10 protein-coding genes are annotated in these 13956 nt (G+C 72.7%); 7 read left to right on the top strand and 3 right to left on the bottom strand.

Annotated features, from left to right (window positions below):
- Window positions 1-69 precede the first annotated feature (69 nt).
- From ABGB10_RS03675 to mptB (ABGB10_RS03655), 5 genes are read left to right on the top strand one after another with little or no spacing between them, the layout of a single operon-like run.
- Entirely contained in the window at window positions 70-837 is a 768-nt protein-coding gene (locus tag ABGB10_RS03675; protein ID WP_347659399.1) for a type 1 glutamine amidotransferase, read from the top strand.
- A complete protein-coding gene (locus ABGB10_RS03670; RefSeq protein ID WP_347659398.1) occupies window positions 837-3857 on the top strand; it encodes a bifunctional [glutamine synthetase] adenylyltransferase/[glutamine synthetase]-adenylyl-L-tyrosine phosphorylase in 3021 nt (1006 codons plus the stop codon). The genes ABGB10_RS03675 and ABGB10_RS03670 overlap by 1 nt, the downstream gene beginning before the upstream one ends.
- The gene (locus ABGB10_RS03665) at window positions 3850-5466 is read left to right on the top strand and encodes a hypothetical protein (protein WP_347659397.1); all 1617 of its coding nucleotides are present in this window, start codon (window positions 3850-3852) and stop codon (window positions 5464-5466) included. The genes ABGB10_RS03670 and ABGB10_RS03665 overlap by 8 nt, the downstream gene beginning before the upstream one ends.
- 48 nt (window positions 5467-5514) lie before the next feature.
- Window positions 5515-6915, top strand: coding sequence for a polyprenol phosphomannose-dependent alpha 1,6 mannosyltransferase MptB (mptB, locus tag ABGB10_RS03660; protein WP_347659396.1), 1401 nt, complete (start codon window positions 5515-5517; stop codon window positions 6913-6915).
- 14 nt (window positions 6916-6929) lie between these two features.
- Window positions 6930-8492 carry a polyprenol phosphomannose-dependent alpha 1,6 mannosyltransferase MptB gene (mptB, locus tag ABGB10_RS03655; protein ID WP_347659395.1) on the top strand — a complete coding sequence of 521 codons (1563 nt, stop codon included), beginning with the start codon at window positions 6930-6932 and terminating at the stop codon, window positions 8490-8492.
- A 57-nt stretch (window positions 8493-8549) separates the two neighbouring features.
- On the opposite strand, the gene ABGB10_RS03650 is transcribed toward mptB (ABGB10_RS03655), so the two are convergent.
- Window positions 8550-9095 carry a hypothetical protein gene (locus tag ABGB10_RS03650; protein WP_347659394.1) on the bottom strand — a complete coding sequence of 182 codons (546 nt, stop codon included), beginning with the start codon at window positions 9093-9095 and terminating at the stop codon, window positions 8550-8552.
- 83 nt (window positions 9096-9178) lie between these two features.
- On the opposite strand from ABGB10_RS03650, the gene ABGB10_RS03645 reads away from it, so the two are divergent.
- Complete coding sequence (locus tag ABGB10_RS03645; RefSeq protein ID WP_347659393.1) at window positions 9179-10447, top strand: low temperature requirement protein A; 1269 nt, start codon at window positions 9179-9181, stop codon at window positions 10445-10447.
- Between the two features lie 226 nt (window positions 10448-10673).
- Here the strand turns inward: ABGB10_RS03645 and glnA are convergent, their stop codons facing one another.
- The gene (glnA, locus tag ABGB10_RS03640; RefSeq protein WP_347659392.1) at window positions 10674-12098 is read right to left on the bottom strand and encodes a type I glutamate--ammonia ligase; all 1425 of its coding nucleotides are present in this window, start codon (window positions 12096-12098) and stop codon (window positions 10674-10676) included.
- Window positions 12099-12361: 263 nt separating this feature from the next.
- Here glnA and ABGB10_RS03635 point away from each other — a divergent pair, with 263 nt between their 5' ends.
- Entirely contained in the window at window positions 12362-12760 is a 399-nt protein-coding gene (locus ABGB10_RS03635) for an RDD family protein (protein ID WP_347659391.1), read from the top strand.
- 376 nt (window positions 12761-13136) lie between these two features.
- Here the strand turns inward: ABGB10_RS03635 and ABGB10_RS03630 are convergent, their stop codons facing one another.
- The gene (locus ABGB10_RS03630) at window positions 13137-13823 is read right to left on the bottom strand and encodes a DUF4191 domain-containing protein (RefSeq protein ID WP_347659390.1); all 687 of its coding nucleotides are present in this window, start codon (window positions 13821-13823) and stop codon (window positions 13137-13139) included.
- Between the last annotated feature and the right edge of the window lie 133 nt (window positions 13824-13956).

The following is a 13956-nucleotide window of genomic DNA, read 5'->3' as shown; positions in this document are numbered from 1 at the left end:
CCAGCAGCACGAGCCCGCGGGTCCGTGGCGGGGCGTGGCACGACGCGGCGTACCCGCTAGCCTCGACGGGTGGCAACCGCGCTGGTGATCGAGAACGACCCGACGGACGACGCCCGCCGGCTGGGCGAATGGCTGACCGAGGCTGGGCTGGAGCTGTGGGTGGTGCGCCCGCACGCCGGCGACGAGCTCCCCGCCGACCTGGAGGGGTACGCGGCGCTGGTGGTGCTCGGTGGCGACCAACAGGCGTACCCGCTGCCGGACGGCTCGCCCGGCGCACCCTGGTTCCCCGCCGTGGAGGGGCTGCTGCGCAAGGCGGTCCGGCACCGGGTGCCGACCCTGGCGGTGTGCCTGGGCGCGCAGTTGCTCGCCACCGCGCACGCCGGGCTGGTCGAGCGCAGCCCGTCCGGGCCGGAGATCGGCCCCGGCGTGGTCGGCCGGCGCGACGCCGCCGAGGGCGACCCGCTGTTCCGGTACGTGCCGTTGATCCCGGACGTGCTCCAGTGGCACGCCGACGAGATCACCGAACTGCCCCGGGGCGCGACCCTGCTGGCCGCGTCGACCCGCTACCCGCACCAGGCGTTCCGGCTCGGTGACCGGGCCTGGGGCCTGCAGTTCCACATCGAGTGCGACGCCGCCATGATCGCCGACTGGTCCACCGACTCGGCCCAACTCGCCGAGCTGGGCTACGACCCGGAGCTGGTGGTGGCGGCCTGCGCGTCGGTGCTGCCCGACATCGAGGAGGTCTGGCAGCCGTTCGCCGCCCGGTTCGCCGCCCTCGCCCTCGGCGAGTTGGACGACAGCACGATGCGGCGCGGCCTGCCGCTGCTCGGGCACTGATGAGCCGGCCGACCAGGGCACCGGGCCGCCTCGCCCGGTACGGCTTCGGCACCGCCGAGGGCGACGGCGGCGCGCGCGCCGCGGACCTGCTCGGCCCGGACGGGCTGAGGCTGTGGCGGCCGGAGGAGCAGGAGCCGGCCGACGAGCGGGCCGGGGAGCTGCTCGCCGCGCTGTCCCGGGCCGCCGACCCGGACCTGGCTCTGCGCCAACTGCACCGGATCGTCGAGGCCGAACGCCGCACGACCGACGGCAGCGCCGAGTCGCCACTGCTCGCGGAGCTGTACGCCGATCCGGGGCTGCGGCGGCGGCTGATCGCCGTACTCGGTGCCTCGTCGGCGCTCGGCGATCACCTGGTCGCCCACCCCGAGCACTGCGCGGCGTTGCGTACCGCCCCGGACGGGCTCGCCCCGATCGCCGAGGGGCGGCTGGAGCCGACCGACGGTGGCAACCCGGTGGCGACGCTGCGCTCCGCGTACCGGTTGGCGCTGCTGCGGATCGCGGCGGCGGACCTGACCGGCGGGCGCGGCCTGGAGCAGACCATGGCTGCGCTCTCCGCGCTGGCCGACGCGACGTTGGCCGCCGCGTACGAGATCGCGGTCACGGAGCTGGCGGACGGCACCGAGCGGCCCCGGCTCGCGGTGGTGGCGATGGGCAAGTGCGGTGGTGGCGAGCTGAACTACGTCTCCGACGTGGACGTCATCTTCGTCGCCGCCGAGGACGCCGACCTGTCCGCCGCGACCCTGGTGGCGACCCGGCTGATCTCCATCTGTGGGCTGGTCGCCTGGCCGGTGGACGCCGCGCTGCGCCCCGAGGGCAGCCGCGGCCCGCTGGTGCGGACCATCGCCAGCCACCTGGCCTACTACCGGCGGTGGGCACGTACCTGGGAGTTCCAGGCGCTGCTCAAGGCCCGGCCGGCCGCCGGTGACCTGCCGCTGGCCCAGGAGTGGATCGACCAGCTCGCGCCGCTGGTGTGGCGGGCGGCCGAACGGCCCGAGGCGGTCGAGGACGTGCGTGCCATGCGCCGCCGCATCATCGACCACATCCCGCCGAAGGAGCTGGAGCGCGAGATCAAGCGCGGGCCCGGCGGGCTGCGCGACATCGAGTTCGCCGTCCAGTTGCTGCAACTCGTGCACGGTCGCGGCGACGAGACGCTGCGGGAACCGGGCACCATCCCGGCGCTGCGCGCGCTCGTCGCCGGCGGCTACGTCGGTCGCGCCGACGGCGAGGCGCTGCTGCGCGGCTACCGCTTCCTGCGCAGCGTCGAGCACCGGCTGCAACTACAGGGCCTACGCCGTACGCACACCGTGCCCACCGAGCCGGGCGCGCTGCGGTGGCTCGCCGCCGCGCTGGGATTCACGGCCACGCCGGGGCGCAGCGCCGTGGAGAGCTTCCGGGCCGAGTGGGTCACCCACGCCACCGAGGTACGCCGGCTGCACGCCAAACTGCTCTACCGACCGCTGCTGGAGTCGGTGGCCCGGGTGCCGGCGGACGGGCTGCGGCTCACCCCCGAGGCGGCCCGGCACCGGCTGGAGATCCTCGGTTTCGCCGACCCGGCCGGGGCGCTGCGGCACCTCCAGGCGCTCACCGGCGGGGTGAGTCGCACCGCGGCCATCCAGCGGACCCTGCTGCCGGTGCTGCTCAGCGAGTTCGCCGACGCGCCGGAACCGGACCGGGGGTTGCTCAACTACCGCAAGGTCTCCGACAAACTCGGCAGCACCCCCTGGTATCTGCGCCTGCTGCGCGACGGCGGCCCGGTCGCCCGGCGGCTGGCCCGGGTCCTCTCGCTGTCCCGGTACGTCGCCGACCTGCTCGCCCGCGACCCGGAGGCGCTGCGGCTGCTGGCCGAGGAGAACGAGCTGGCGCCGCGCTCCCGCGACGTGCTCCGGGAGGGTTTCCTCGCGGCGGCGGCCCGGCACACCGACCCGGTCGAGGCGACCAGCGCGGTGCGCGCGCTGCGGCGGCGGGAACTGGTCCGGGTGGCCTGCGCCGACGTGCTCTGCCGCGCGGGCTCGCTCGCACCCACCCCCACCCGGCCGGACGGCGCGAACCGGCCCGCTCCCGGCCTGTCCGACATCACCCAGGTCGGCACGGCACTCGCCGACGTCACCGACGCCACCCTGGCCGCCGCGCTGCGTGCCGCCCAGGCCAGCCAGCCCGCGCCGGAAGGGCTGCGGTTCGCGGTGATCGGCATGGGACGGCTCGGCGGGTACGAGTCGAACTACCTCTCCGACGCCGACGTGCTCTTCGTCTACGACCCGCCCGCCGGGGCCAGTGAGAGCGCCGCCAGCGCCGCCGCGCACGCGATCGCCGAGGAGCTGCGCCGACTGCTCGGCGTGCCCGCCCCCGACCCGCCGCTCGGCGTCGACGCCGACCTGCGCCCTGAGGGTCGTCAGGGTCCGCTGGTGCGCAGCCTCGCCGCGTACGCGGCGTACTATGCCCGCTGGTCGCGGGTGTGGGAGGCGCAGGCGCTGCTGCGCGCCCGGTTCGTCTGCGGCGACGCGGGTCTGGGCGCGGAGTTCGAGGCGATGATCGACCCGGTGCGGTACCCGGCCGACGGGCTGACCCGTGAGCAGGTCGTCGAGATCCGGCGGATCAAGGCGAGGGTGGAGACCGAACGGCTGCCCCGGGGCGCCGACCCGGCCACCCACACCAAACTGGGCCGGGGAGGGCTCGCCGACGTGGAGTGGGCGGTGCAGCTCGTCCAGCTCCGGCACGCCGGGGCGAACCCGGCGCTGCGCGGCACGCGTACCCTCGATGCTCTCGCGGCGGCCGAGCGGGCCGGCCTGGTCGACCCGGCGGACGCCGCCGAGATGGCCGCCGGGTGGTCCCTGGCCGCGCAGGTCCGCAACGCGCTGATGCTGGTCCGGGGTCGGGCCGGCGACCAGTTGCCCCGACACGGGGTGGAGTTGGCAGGCGTGGTCCGGCTGCTCGGCCGCGACGACCCGGGGGAGTTCCTCGACGAGTACCTGCGCGTCGGGCGACGCTCCCGCGCCGCGACCGAACGGGTCCTGAATGCCTGACACGTCGTCCCGCACTCTCGGGCGGCGCACCGGCTGGGCGGCGGCGACCGGTGTCGCGATGGTGCTCGCCGTCGCGTTCCTGTTGGCGCCGCGGATGGGCACCGACCTCGCGGCGCAGGTGGCCCGCGCCGAGTTCGCCGACCGGTACGGTGCGGCGCCGATCGACCTCGGCTGGTACGGCGGCGTCAACCAGTACGGCTACAGCCTGTTCACGGCCCGGCTGGGCGCGCTGGTCGGGGTACGCCCACTGGGAGCCGTTGCCGCGGTGCTCGGCGCGTTCGCGCTGGCATGGCTGTTCGCCCGGAACCGGGCCCGACGTCCGCTGTTGGCCGGCGTCCTCGGTGCCGTGGTCCTGGTCGGCAACCTGGCGAGCGGACGGATCACCTTCGCCGTCGGGCTGACGTTCGGGCTGCTGGCGCTCTGCGCCGTCAGCACGGAACGTCCGCCGCGTCCGGTCCGGTTGGCGCTCGCAGCCGGGTGCGCTGCCCTGGCGACGGCGGCGAGCCCGGTCGCCGGCCTGTTCACCGGGCTGGCCGGTGCGGCGTTGCTGCTGGCCCCCCTGGGGCGAGGCGACGGACCGGGTCGTGCGCTGGCCGGTGGCTGGCGGGCGGAGGGTCCACTGGCGGAGGGCTTCGTCCTGGCCCTGGCGCCCGCTGTCACCCTCGCGCCGATCGCCCTCCTCTTCGGCAACGGCGGCACCCAGCCGTACTCGGCCGAGTCGATGCGGATCAACGTCGCGCTCGCCGTGCTGGTGGCGGTCCTGCTGCCGCGCCGCCGCCGGGTGCTGCGGGTCGGCGCGGTGCTCACCGTGCTGCTCCTGGTCGGGGCCTACTACGTGCCCAGCCCGATCGGATCCAACGCGCTGCGCCTGCCGCTGCTCTTCGCGCTGCCCGTGCTGGCCGGGTACGCGCCGCTGCCCGGCCCGTGGCTGGCCGGGCTGCTCGCCGCGACGGTGTGGTGGCAGTCCCCGGTGATGACGAGCGACGTCACCCGGGCCGGCGCCCCGGAGAGCGCCCCGGCGTTCCACCGCCCGCTCGTCGCGGAACTGCAACGGATGCAGCCCGTCGGACGGGTCGAGGTGGTGCCGCTGCGCGACCACTGGGAGTCCGCGTACCTGCCACCGACCGTGCCGTTGGCCCGTGGCTGGGAGCGCCAGGTCGACAGCGATCGCAACGCGCTGTTCTACGACGGGACCCTGAGCGCGCAGACCTACGAGCAGTGGCTCCGCGACGAGGCGGTGACCTACGTGGCGATCGCCCCGGACGCTCCCGCCGACCGGTGGGGCCGGGACGAGGCCGCGTTGATCCGCGCCGGCCTGCCGTACCTGCGGGAGGTCTGGCGCGACCCGACCTGGCGCCTGTACGCCGTGGCCGACCCGACGCCGCTGGTCGGCGCACCAGGCCAGCTCGTCGCCACCGACCGGGGCTCGGTCCGCCTGACCGCCGCGCCCGGCGACGTGCCGGTTCGGGTGCGGTGGTCACGCTGGCTGTCGCTGAGCGGCCCGGACGGCTGTGTCCGCCCCGGCGCGGACGGGTGGACCGAGGTGCGGGTCCGAACGGCCGGCGACTATACGATCTCCAGCGACCTCGCGCCGTCCCGCCACTGCTGACGGTGCCTGCCGTCGCCCCCCGACCGGGGTGCTGGCAGCATGTCGGGCGTGCCTTCCCACCTCGCGCGCTGGACCGGCCTGGCCGGCTCGACGTTGCTCGCGCTGTCCGCGTACCTCGGCGGAGCGTTCCCCAGCGGCCCGCTGCGCAGCACCCCGGTCAGCATCTGGCAGGGCCCCGACGGGCCACTGGTCCTGGCGGCCTGGGTGGTCGGCACCGGCCTGCTGGCGTACGCCTGGTGGGCGCTGCGCGACGGAGTGCCGTCGACCCGGTGGGCGCTGGTCACCGTGGGACTGTGGTTGCTCCCGCTGCTCGTCGCGCCACCGTTCGGCAGCCGGGACGTGTACGCGTACGCCTGCCAGGGCGCCAGCTTCGCCGGAGGCATCAGCCCCTACGAGCACGGTGTCTCCGCGCTGCCCTGCCCCTGGCTGGACACGGTCTCCGTCATCTGGCGGGACACCCCGGCACCGTACGGGCCGCTGTTCGTGCTCATCGCGGGTGCGGTTGTCGAGGTCACCGGATCGCTGAACGCCAGCATCGTGCTGTTCCGGGCCATGTCGTTGGTCGGCGTGGCGCTGACCGCGTGGGCGTTGCCGGTGCTGGCCCGTCGGGCCGGGGTTCCGGCCCGACGTGCGGTGTGGCTGGCGCTGGGCTGCCCGCTGGTCGCCGCGCACCTGATCGGTGGTCCACACAACGACATACTGATGCTCGCCGCGCTGGTCGGAGGGCTGGCCGTGGTGGCCTCCCACCCGGGCCGGCGCGGAATGCTGCTGGTCGGCGGGCTGCTCCTCGGTGTCGCCGTGGCGATCAAGGTCACCGCCGTGGTGGTGGTCCCGTTCGCCGCGCTCGCGGCCACCGCCGGGCCGTACCGGATCCGGACCCTGATCCGCGACGGCGGCTGGGTGGTCGGCGGGGCCGTCGCCGCCGTCGTGGGAGTGACGTTCGCCGGCGGGCTGGACTTCGGCTGGATCGGCGGGCTGTCCCAGGGCGGTGCCGCCATCGCCTGGACCTCCCCACCCACCGCCGTCGGGCAGACCGTCGGCTACCTCGCGGTGCCGTTCGGCGGTCACATCGACGCGTTGCCGGTGACGCGCGGGATCGCCGTGGTGCTGCTGGCCGTCCTGCTCGTCTGGCTCTGGTGGCGGGCCCGCACCCGTGACCCGTTGTTCTACGCCGGCCTCGCGCTCGCCGTCACCATCGCGCTCTCACCAGTGGTGCACCCCTGGTACTGGACGTGGCCGTTGTTCGTGCTGGCCGCCACCGCCCGGCGTACCGGATGGTTCGTCGTGGTCGCCCTCGTCGCGTCGTTCCTGATCCTGCCGGACGGCACCGGCCTGCCCCGGTACACCAAGACGGTCGGGGCGCCGCTGATGACGTTGTTGGTGATCGTGGTGGTCGTCCGGTTGGTACGGTCGGCTCGGGCGACCCGTCAGCCGGTCGCCGCCGACTGAGGGAAGGTGCGCCGGTGACCGCTCCCGGCCCGCCCGTCTCGCCGCCGGCTGTTCCGCCGCCGCCTGTTCCGTTGGCGGCCTCGGGTGGACGTTACGTCGGCCTGGCCGGTGCGGTCCTGCTCGCCGTGGCCGGATACCTCGGCGGGGTGCTGCCCGACGTTCCGCTCGGCGTGACACCCGCGTCGATCTGGCGAGCCCCGGACGGCCCGGCGACGCTGACCTGCTGGCTCGTCGGCACCGCGCTGCTGGTCGGCGCGTGGTGGTCGTTACGCGACGGTGCCCCGTCGACCCGGTGGGCGTACGTCACCGCCGGCCTGTGGGCGCTGCCACTGCTGTTCGCGCCGCCGCTGGGCAGCCGGGACGTCTACTCGTACGCCTGCCAGGGCTGGACGTACGCGCACGGTGTCGACCCGTACGCGGTGGGGGTGGCGGCGGCGGGCTGCCCGTGGCTGGACACGGTCGCGCCGATCTGGCGGGACACCCCGGCACCGTACGGGCCGGTGTTCGTCCTGCTCGCGGCGCTCGCGGTGAGCCTCGGTGGCGGGTTGACCGGCACCCTGGTGCTGCTGCGGGTGATCGCCGTGGCCGGGTTGCTGCTGGCCGCACTCTGCCTGCCCGGGTTGGCGCGGGCCACCGGGACACCGACCCGGCGGGCCGCCTGGCTGGCGCTGGCCGGGCCGCTGGTCGGCGTGCATCTCGTCGCCGGCGCGCACAACGACGCGGTGATGCTGGGTCTGCTGCTCTGCGGGCTGCTGGTGGTGATCCGGCGACCGGGTTGGCCTCCGGCGTTGCTCCTGGCCGGGGCGCTGCTCGGGTTGGCGGTGACGGTGAAGGCCAGCGCGGTCGTGGTGGTGCCGTTCGCCGCGCTGGCCGCAGTCCGTGGTCGTCACACCGTACGGGCGTTGCTGCGCGACGGCGGCTGGCTGGCCGGAGGACTGCTCGGCGCGGTGCTGGTCACCTCGGCGGTGTCCGGTCTCGGCTTCGGTTGGGTGGGCGGGCTGACGCACAGCGGCGACTCCGAGCAGTGGACGTCGCCACCCACCGCCGTCGGGTTCGTGGTGGACTACGCCGGTGCGCTGGTCGGCCGGGACCCGCAGGCGGTACCGGTGATCCGCGCGGTCGCCCTGCTGCTGCTTGCCGGGGTGCTGGTGGTGCTCTGGTGGCGGTCCTGGCGGGCGCTGCGCCAGCTGGACGACGCCCGACGGCGGGTGGCCGGCGCGCCGGACGACGACAGGGCACCGCTCGGTGGCAGGGCGCTGGTCAAGCCGGCGCGGGTCGAGGTCGCGGGTTCCCGGGTGGCGTTGCGCGGCGCGGCGTTGGCGCTGGTCGCCACCGTCGTCCTGTCCCCGGTCTTCCACCCCTGGTACGCGACCTGGCCCCTCGCGCTGCTCGCGCTGACCGCCACGCGGACGACGTGGTTCGTGCTGCCTACCGCGGCGGCAGCCTTCCTGGCCCTGCCCGACGGCACCAACCTGGCCCGCTTCACCAAGGCCCCCGGTGCCCTGGCGACGACCGCCCTGCTCCTGGCCGTCCTCCTACGCGCCGCCCGCGCCGCCCGCGCCGCCCGCCGTCGTTGATCATGAGGTTGGCGGGGGCAATCCGGACGGAACGCCTCGCCAACCTCATGATCATCATCATCGTCGTGTGGTCAGGGCTCGCGCGCCGCAGGTGGGGCAGGGTTGGCCTGAGGGCTGGGGGGTGGAGGTCCGGCGGGAGCGCAACACAACGGCCAGGAGCAGGACGGCCGGGCCGGCGAGCGCGACGGCGACAGCGGTCACGGCCAGTTCCGCGACGGTGATGCCGCCCCCTGCCGGGCCGAAGTTGTCAGCCAGGCCGGGCACCGCCAGGAAGCCGGCGGGGGTGAGCAGTGTGACGAGCGCCCAGCCGCCGCGGGCATCCCCGCCCAGTGCCAGACCCATGGCCAGTAGAGCCCCGACGACCAGCAACAGTCCGCCGACGGTGGGCAGGAAGACTTCCATGGCGGCGCCGTAGTAGATGAAGACCGGGTCCAAGTCCACCAGGAACTCCGTCGCCACCACCGCCGACAGTGCGGACAGCGCCGGCGCGAGGCGGATCGCCCGGGAGGATCGGTCGGGCAGGGCCAGCCCCAGCAGGCCCAGGGCCACCTGCGGCAGCAGCACCATCAGCGGCGGTCGGAGTGCGTCGAGCGCCGCGGCCACCGGTGGCAGCCACAGCGAGCCGGGCCGGCTCCGCGAACAGTGGAGCCGGCCCGGCCGATTGTGCGCCTGCCGAACCTCAGCCGATGCCATCGCGGCACATCCACGTCGGCGAAGTCCGCGTCGTGGTACGACTGCGTCAAAGACCGGCAGAAACGGCAGAAGCGGGCGAGCCGATGGCGGGTGGTGCAGCGGGGCTGCGGCGGAGACCCGAGGATCCACAGCGAGCGACGTTCCTGGAACTGTTCTTCGACCTGGTGTTCGTCCTCGCGCTCTTCCGGGTCTCGCAGGGGCTGCTGGAGCATCTGACCTGGAGCGGCGCCTTTCAGACGCTGGTGTTGCTGCTCGCCCTGTGGTGGGTCTGGGTCAATACTGCGGGGGCAGCGGACATACTCGACCCGCGACGAGCGCCGATACAGCTGCTGGTCATCGCGACGATGTTCGGCACTCTGTTGCTGGCCGCCGCTGCCCCGGAGGCGTTCCACGAGCGAGGCCTGTTCTTCGCAGGCGCATACGTCGCCGTTCAGGTCGGCCGCAGTGTGTTCATCGTGGCCGTCGTGCGTGACCACGAGGTACGCCGCTTCTACCTGCGGCTGCTCTTCTGGTTCGGCGTATCTGCCGTGCCGTGGATCGCGGGAGCCGCCGCGCACGGTACGGCGCGTGCCGTGCTGTGGACGCTCGCGCTGGCCGTGGAGTACGCGGCGGTCGCACTGCGCTACCCCACACCGTGGTTCGGCCGCGCCCGTGCAGCGGAGTTCGCGATCTCCGGCGAGCACCTGGGAGAGCGCTACCGGCAGTTCTTCATCATCGCGCTCGGCGAGTTGATCCTGGCGACGGGGTTGTCCTTCGGCAACGGCGGCTTCGAGACCGACCGGAGCGCTGCGCTAGTAGTGGCGTTCGCCACGATCGTGCTGCTATGGCGGATCTACATCTACCGCGCGGGTGAACTGTATGACATGGCCCTGGCAGTCGCCCCTGACCCGCTCCGCGTGGGCATCCCGGCGACGTATTCCCACCTCGCCATGATCGCCGGCATCGTGGCGATCGCCGTCGGCGACGAGCTTGTCATCGTGCACCCGTTCGGACACACACAGCCGGCCTGGATCGCCGTGATCCTCGGCGGGCCCGCACTGTTCCTCGCCGGACGTGCCCTCTTCGAGTTTGCGGTGTTCCGCCGTGTGTCCTGGGATCGGCCGATCGGGGTCCTCGTCCTCGTCGTCATCTCCCCCGTGATGATCCTGGTGCCGCCGCTAGGCGTCGCCACCGCCGCCGTCGTCGTCCTGGCAGGAGTCGCCGTGGCTGACGCGATGCGCGCACGACGACACCCACGCGAGTTGCCGTCACGACCCGGCTAGCCGGAAGTGTCACCCACGTCCCGAGACCGATCTGTCACGGACGTCTTGAGACCCGGCAAAGCACAAGACGAGCACTCGCCTGCTCATTGACGGCGCGCTCGGTCGACACGAAACGGCGGCCACGCCGGCTGTGAGCCGGGCATGACCGCCGTCCGTGAGGTTGTACCCAACCTGTACCCAAGATCAGCATCGATCCTGTTGGTGCAGGTCAGAGCCTTGATCAGGCTCAGCAGTCGTAGTACATCGCGAACTCGTGCGGGGTCGGGCGCAGGCGCACCGGGTCGACCTCGTTGGCGCGCTTCCAGTCGACCCAGGTGGAGATCAGGTCGGGGGTGAAGACGCCGCCGTCGAGCAGGTAGTCGTGGTCGGCCTCGAGGGAGTCGAGCACGGCCGGCAGCGAGCCCGGCACCTGCTTGACGTCGCCCCACTCCTCTGGCGGGAGGTCGTAGAGGTCCTTGTCGATCGGCGTCGGCGGCTCGATCTTGCTCTTGATGCCGTCCAGGCCGGCCATCATCATGGCCGAGAACGCCAGGTAGACGTTGGCCGACGGGTCCGGGACGCGGAACTCGACGCGCTTGGCCTTCGGGTTGCTGCCGGTCACCGGGATGCGGGTGCAGGCGGACCGGTTGCGCTGCGAGTAGACCAGGTTGACCGGTGCCTCGAAGCCCGGCACCAGGCGGCGGTACGAGTTGACCGTCGGGTTGGTGAAGGCCAGCAGCGACGGCGCGTGGTGCAGCAGACCGCCGATGTACCAGCGGGCCATGTCGGACAGGCCGGCGTAACCGGTCTCGTCGTAGAACAGCGGCTCACCGTTGAGCCAGAGGCTCTGGTGGGTGTGCATGCCGGAACCGTTGTCACCGAACAGCGGCTTGGGCATGAACGTCGCGGTCTTGCCGTTGGCCCACGCCTCGTTCTTCACGATGTACTTGAAGAGCTGAAGCTGGTCACCGGCGTGCAGCAGCGTCGAGAACTTGTAGTTGATCTCGGACTGGCCGGCGGTGCCGACCTCGTGGTGCGAGCGCTCCACGGTGAAGCCGGTGTCGACCAGCCGGCGCACGATCGAGTCGCGCAGGTCGGCGTAGTGGTCGACCGGCGGCACCGGGAAGTAACCGCCCTTGTACGCGGTCTTGTAACCGCGGTTGCCACCGGCCTCCTCGCGGCCGGTGTTCCACGCGCCCTCGATCGAGTCGATGTAGTAGAACGACTGGTGTGCCGAGGTCTCGTGGCGGATCGAGTCGAAGATGTAGAACTCCGCCTCGGCGCCGAAGTACGCGGTGTCGGCGATGCCGCTCGCCGCCAGGTACGCCTCGGCCTTCTTCGCCACGTTACGCGGGTCGCGGGTGTACGCCTCGCGGGTGAACGGGTCGTGGATGAAGAAGTTGAGCGCGAGCGTCTTCTGCGCCCGGAACGGGTCGATGAACGCGGTGGCGACGTCCGGGAGCAGGAGCATGTCCGACTCGTGGATCGCCTGGAAACCGCGGATCGACGAACCGTCGAACGCGAGGCCGTCGGTGAAGAGGTCGTCGTTGACGGACTCGACCGGCAGGTTGAAGTGCTGCATCACGCCGGGCAGGTCACAGAAACGAACGTCGACGAACTTCACGTCCTCGTTCTTGAGGTATCGCAGCAGTTCCTCGGGATTGGCGAACACACATCCTCCTGGCACGTCCACTGGGTGGCTAGGCTTCTGGCGACGCTAGGGCCGGGGGGTTGCCCGGCCGTGTCTCCGTTGTTTCTGCCGTGTTACGTCCCGCGTGCACCGTCAGCGACGCCCCTGTCCACGCCTGCGGCCCGCCAGGAACGCCGTACCGACTGTGCCAGTCTAATGACATCTGATGCGTTTGGCCTGAATCGGCACGCAGTGGTGGCGGCACCTGGCGATCCCTCATCCCGGCGCGGATACCCTTGACCGCTGTGACCAATCCGCACCCCCCGGCAGCGCCGGCCACCGACCCCACCTTCACCGCCCCGACCCTCGGTCGGCGGTTCGGTGCGCTGATCATCGACTGGGTGCTCTGCCTGCTGGTGTCCAACTTCTTCGCCGACCCGGTACGCGACGGTTGGGCTCCGGTGCTGGTGCTGGTCCTGGTGTACGGCATCTTCCTCGGCCTGTTCGCCCAGACGCCGGGCATGTACATCACCAAGATCCGCTGCGTGAACTGGCACGACGGCGGCCGCATCGGAGTGCTCCGAGGGCTGATCCGGGGCCTGCTGCTGGCCCTCGTCGTCCCCGCGCTGATCATGGACCAGCACCGCCGGGGCCTGCACGACCGGCTCGCCGACTCGGTCATCGTCGACGCACCGCGCGGCTGAGCCGACCCTCCGCGCCCCCGGAGGCGGCAGAGCCCGCCCCGGCGATTCCAAGATCGTGCTCGATCATTGTTGTAGTGGCATCCCCGCGTCGCTGAGGCCACTACATCCAGGTTTGAGCACGATCTTGGCGCTGTCCGCGCTGTCCGCGCTGTCCGCGCTCGTCAAGATCCGCGCAACATCGGGGATGTTGCGCGGATCTTGACGCGGGGCGCGGGGCGCGGGGCGCGGGGCGCGGGACGCGGGACGCGGGACGCGAGGACGCGAGGACGCGAAGGCGCCGGGCCGCGAAGCCGCCGGGACGGTTCGCGTTCGAGGCCACGACGCGAAAGAGCCGGGCCCCGACGGGTCCGGCTCTTCTCGGCGTACGCCGAAGGGGTCAGCGACCCCGCGACTGGCGGAAGGCGCCCGGCGGCCGCATGTTCTTCGGGATCGCGCCCTTGGGCATCTGCGGTCGCGCGGTGAGCGCCTTGAGCCGCTTGTCCAGCGAGTTGACGTCCTTGCCGGAGAGGGCTCGGGGCAGGCGCAGCAGCGTGGTCCGGAGCTTGCGGATCGGCAGTTCGCCCTCCTCCTGCCCGATCACGTAGTCGTGCAGGGGAGCGGAGCCGATCACCTTGGACAGCCGCCGCTTCTCCTGCCCGAGCAGGCCGCGCACCCGCTGCGGGTTGCCTTCGGCCAGTAGGATCACGCCCGGGCGGCCGATCACCAGGTGGATCATGTCCATCTGGGTGGTCGAGCTGACCGCCGGGGTCACCCGCCAGTCGCCGCGCATGTTCTCCATGATCTGCGCTGCCGCGCCGGGCTGCCCCTCGGCGGCGTTCATCATCGCCTTGTTGGACCGCAGGTTGAGCACGATCAGCACCGCGAGCAGGATGAACAGGATGCCCAGCGGCAGCCAGATCCAGCCCCAGAGGATGACCGCGACCACGGTGAGGGCGAGCGGGAGCAGCACCGCCGCGGCGACCAGCGGCGCGAACCACCGGTCCTGCTTGGCGGTGAACTGGAACACCATCCCGATCTGCTTCAGCCGCTGGCCGAACGAGACCTTCTCCTGGGGCTTTGCCATGTCGCAGAGTCTAGTGGTCGCCGCCTGCCCCGTTGATCCGCGTCCGGGTGCCGGGGCGACTGAGTACCTTACGTCGCCTCAGGTGCCCGGACCGGACGGGTAAGGAGGGTGCCGGCCGGGAAGATGAGGCGTC

It is taken from the genome of Micromonospora sp. B9E7, from assembly GCF_039871815.1.
GTDB lineage: Bacteria > Actinomycetota > Actinomycetes > Mycobacteriales > Micromonosporaceae > Micromonospora.
The sequence above is the reverse complement of the archived record's forward strand: the minus strand, read 5'-3'. Positions and strand labels throughout refer to the sequence as shown.

Excerpts from the sequence above, each read along its gene's own strand:
- ABGB10_RS03665 (WP_347659397.1), top strand. The coding sequence starts at position 3,850 with ATGCCTGACACGTCGTCCCGCACTCTCGGGCGGCGCACCGGCTGGGCG.
- ABGB10_RS03645 (WP_347659393.1), top strand. The coding sequence starts at position 9,179 with ATGCCATCGCGGCACATCCACGTCGGCGAAGTCCGCGTCGTGGTACGA.
- ABGB10_RS03670 (WP_347659398.1), top strand. The coding sequence starts at position 837 with ATGAGCCGGCCGACCAGGGCACCGGGCCGCCTCGCCCGGTACGGCTTC.
- ABGB10_RS03630 (WP_347659390.1), bottom strand. The coding sequence starts at position 13,823 with ATGGCAAAGCCCCAGGAGAAGGTCTCGTTCGGCCAGCGGCTGAAGCAG.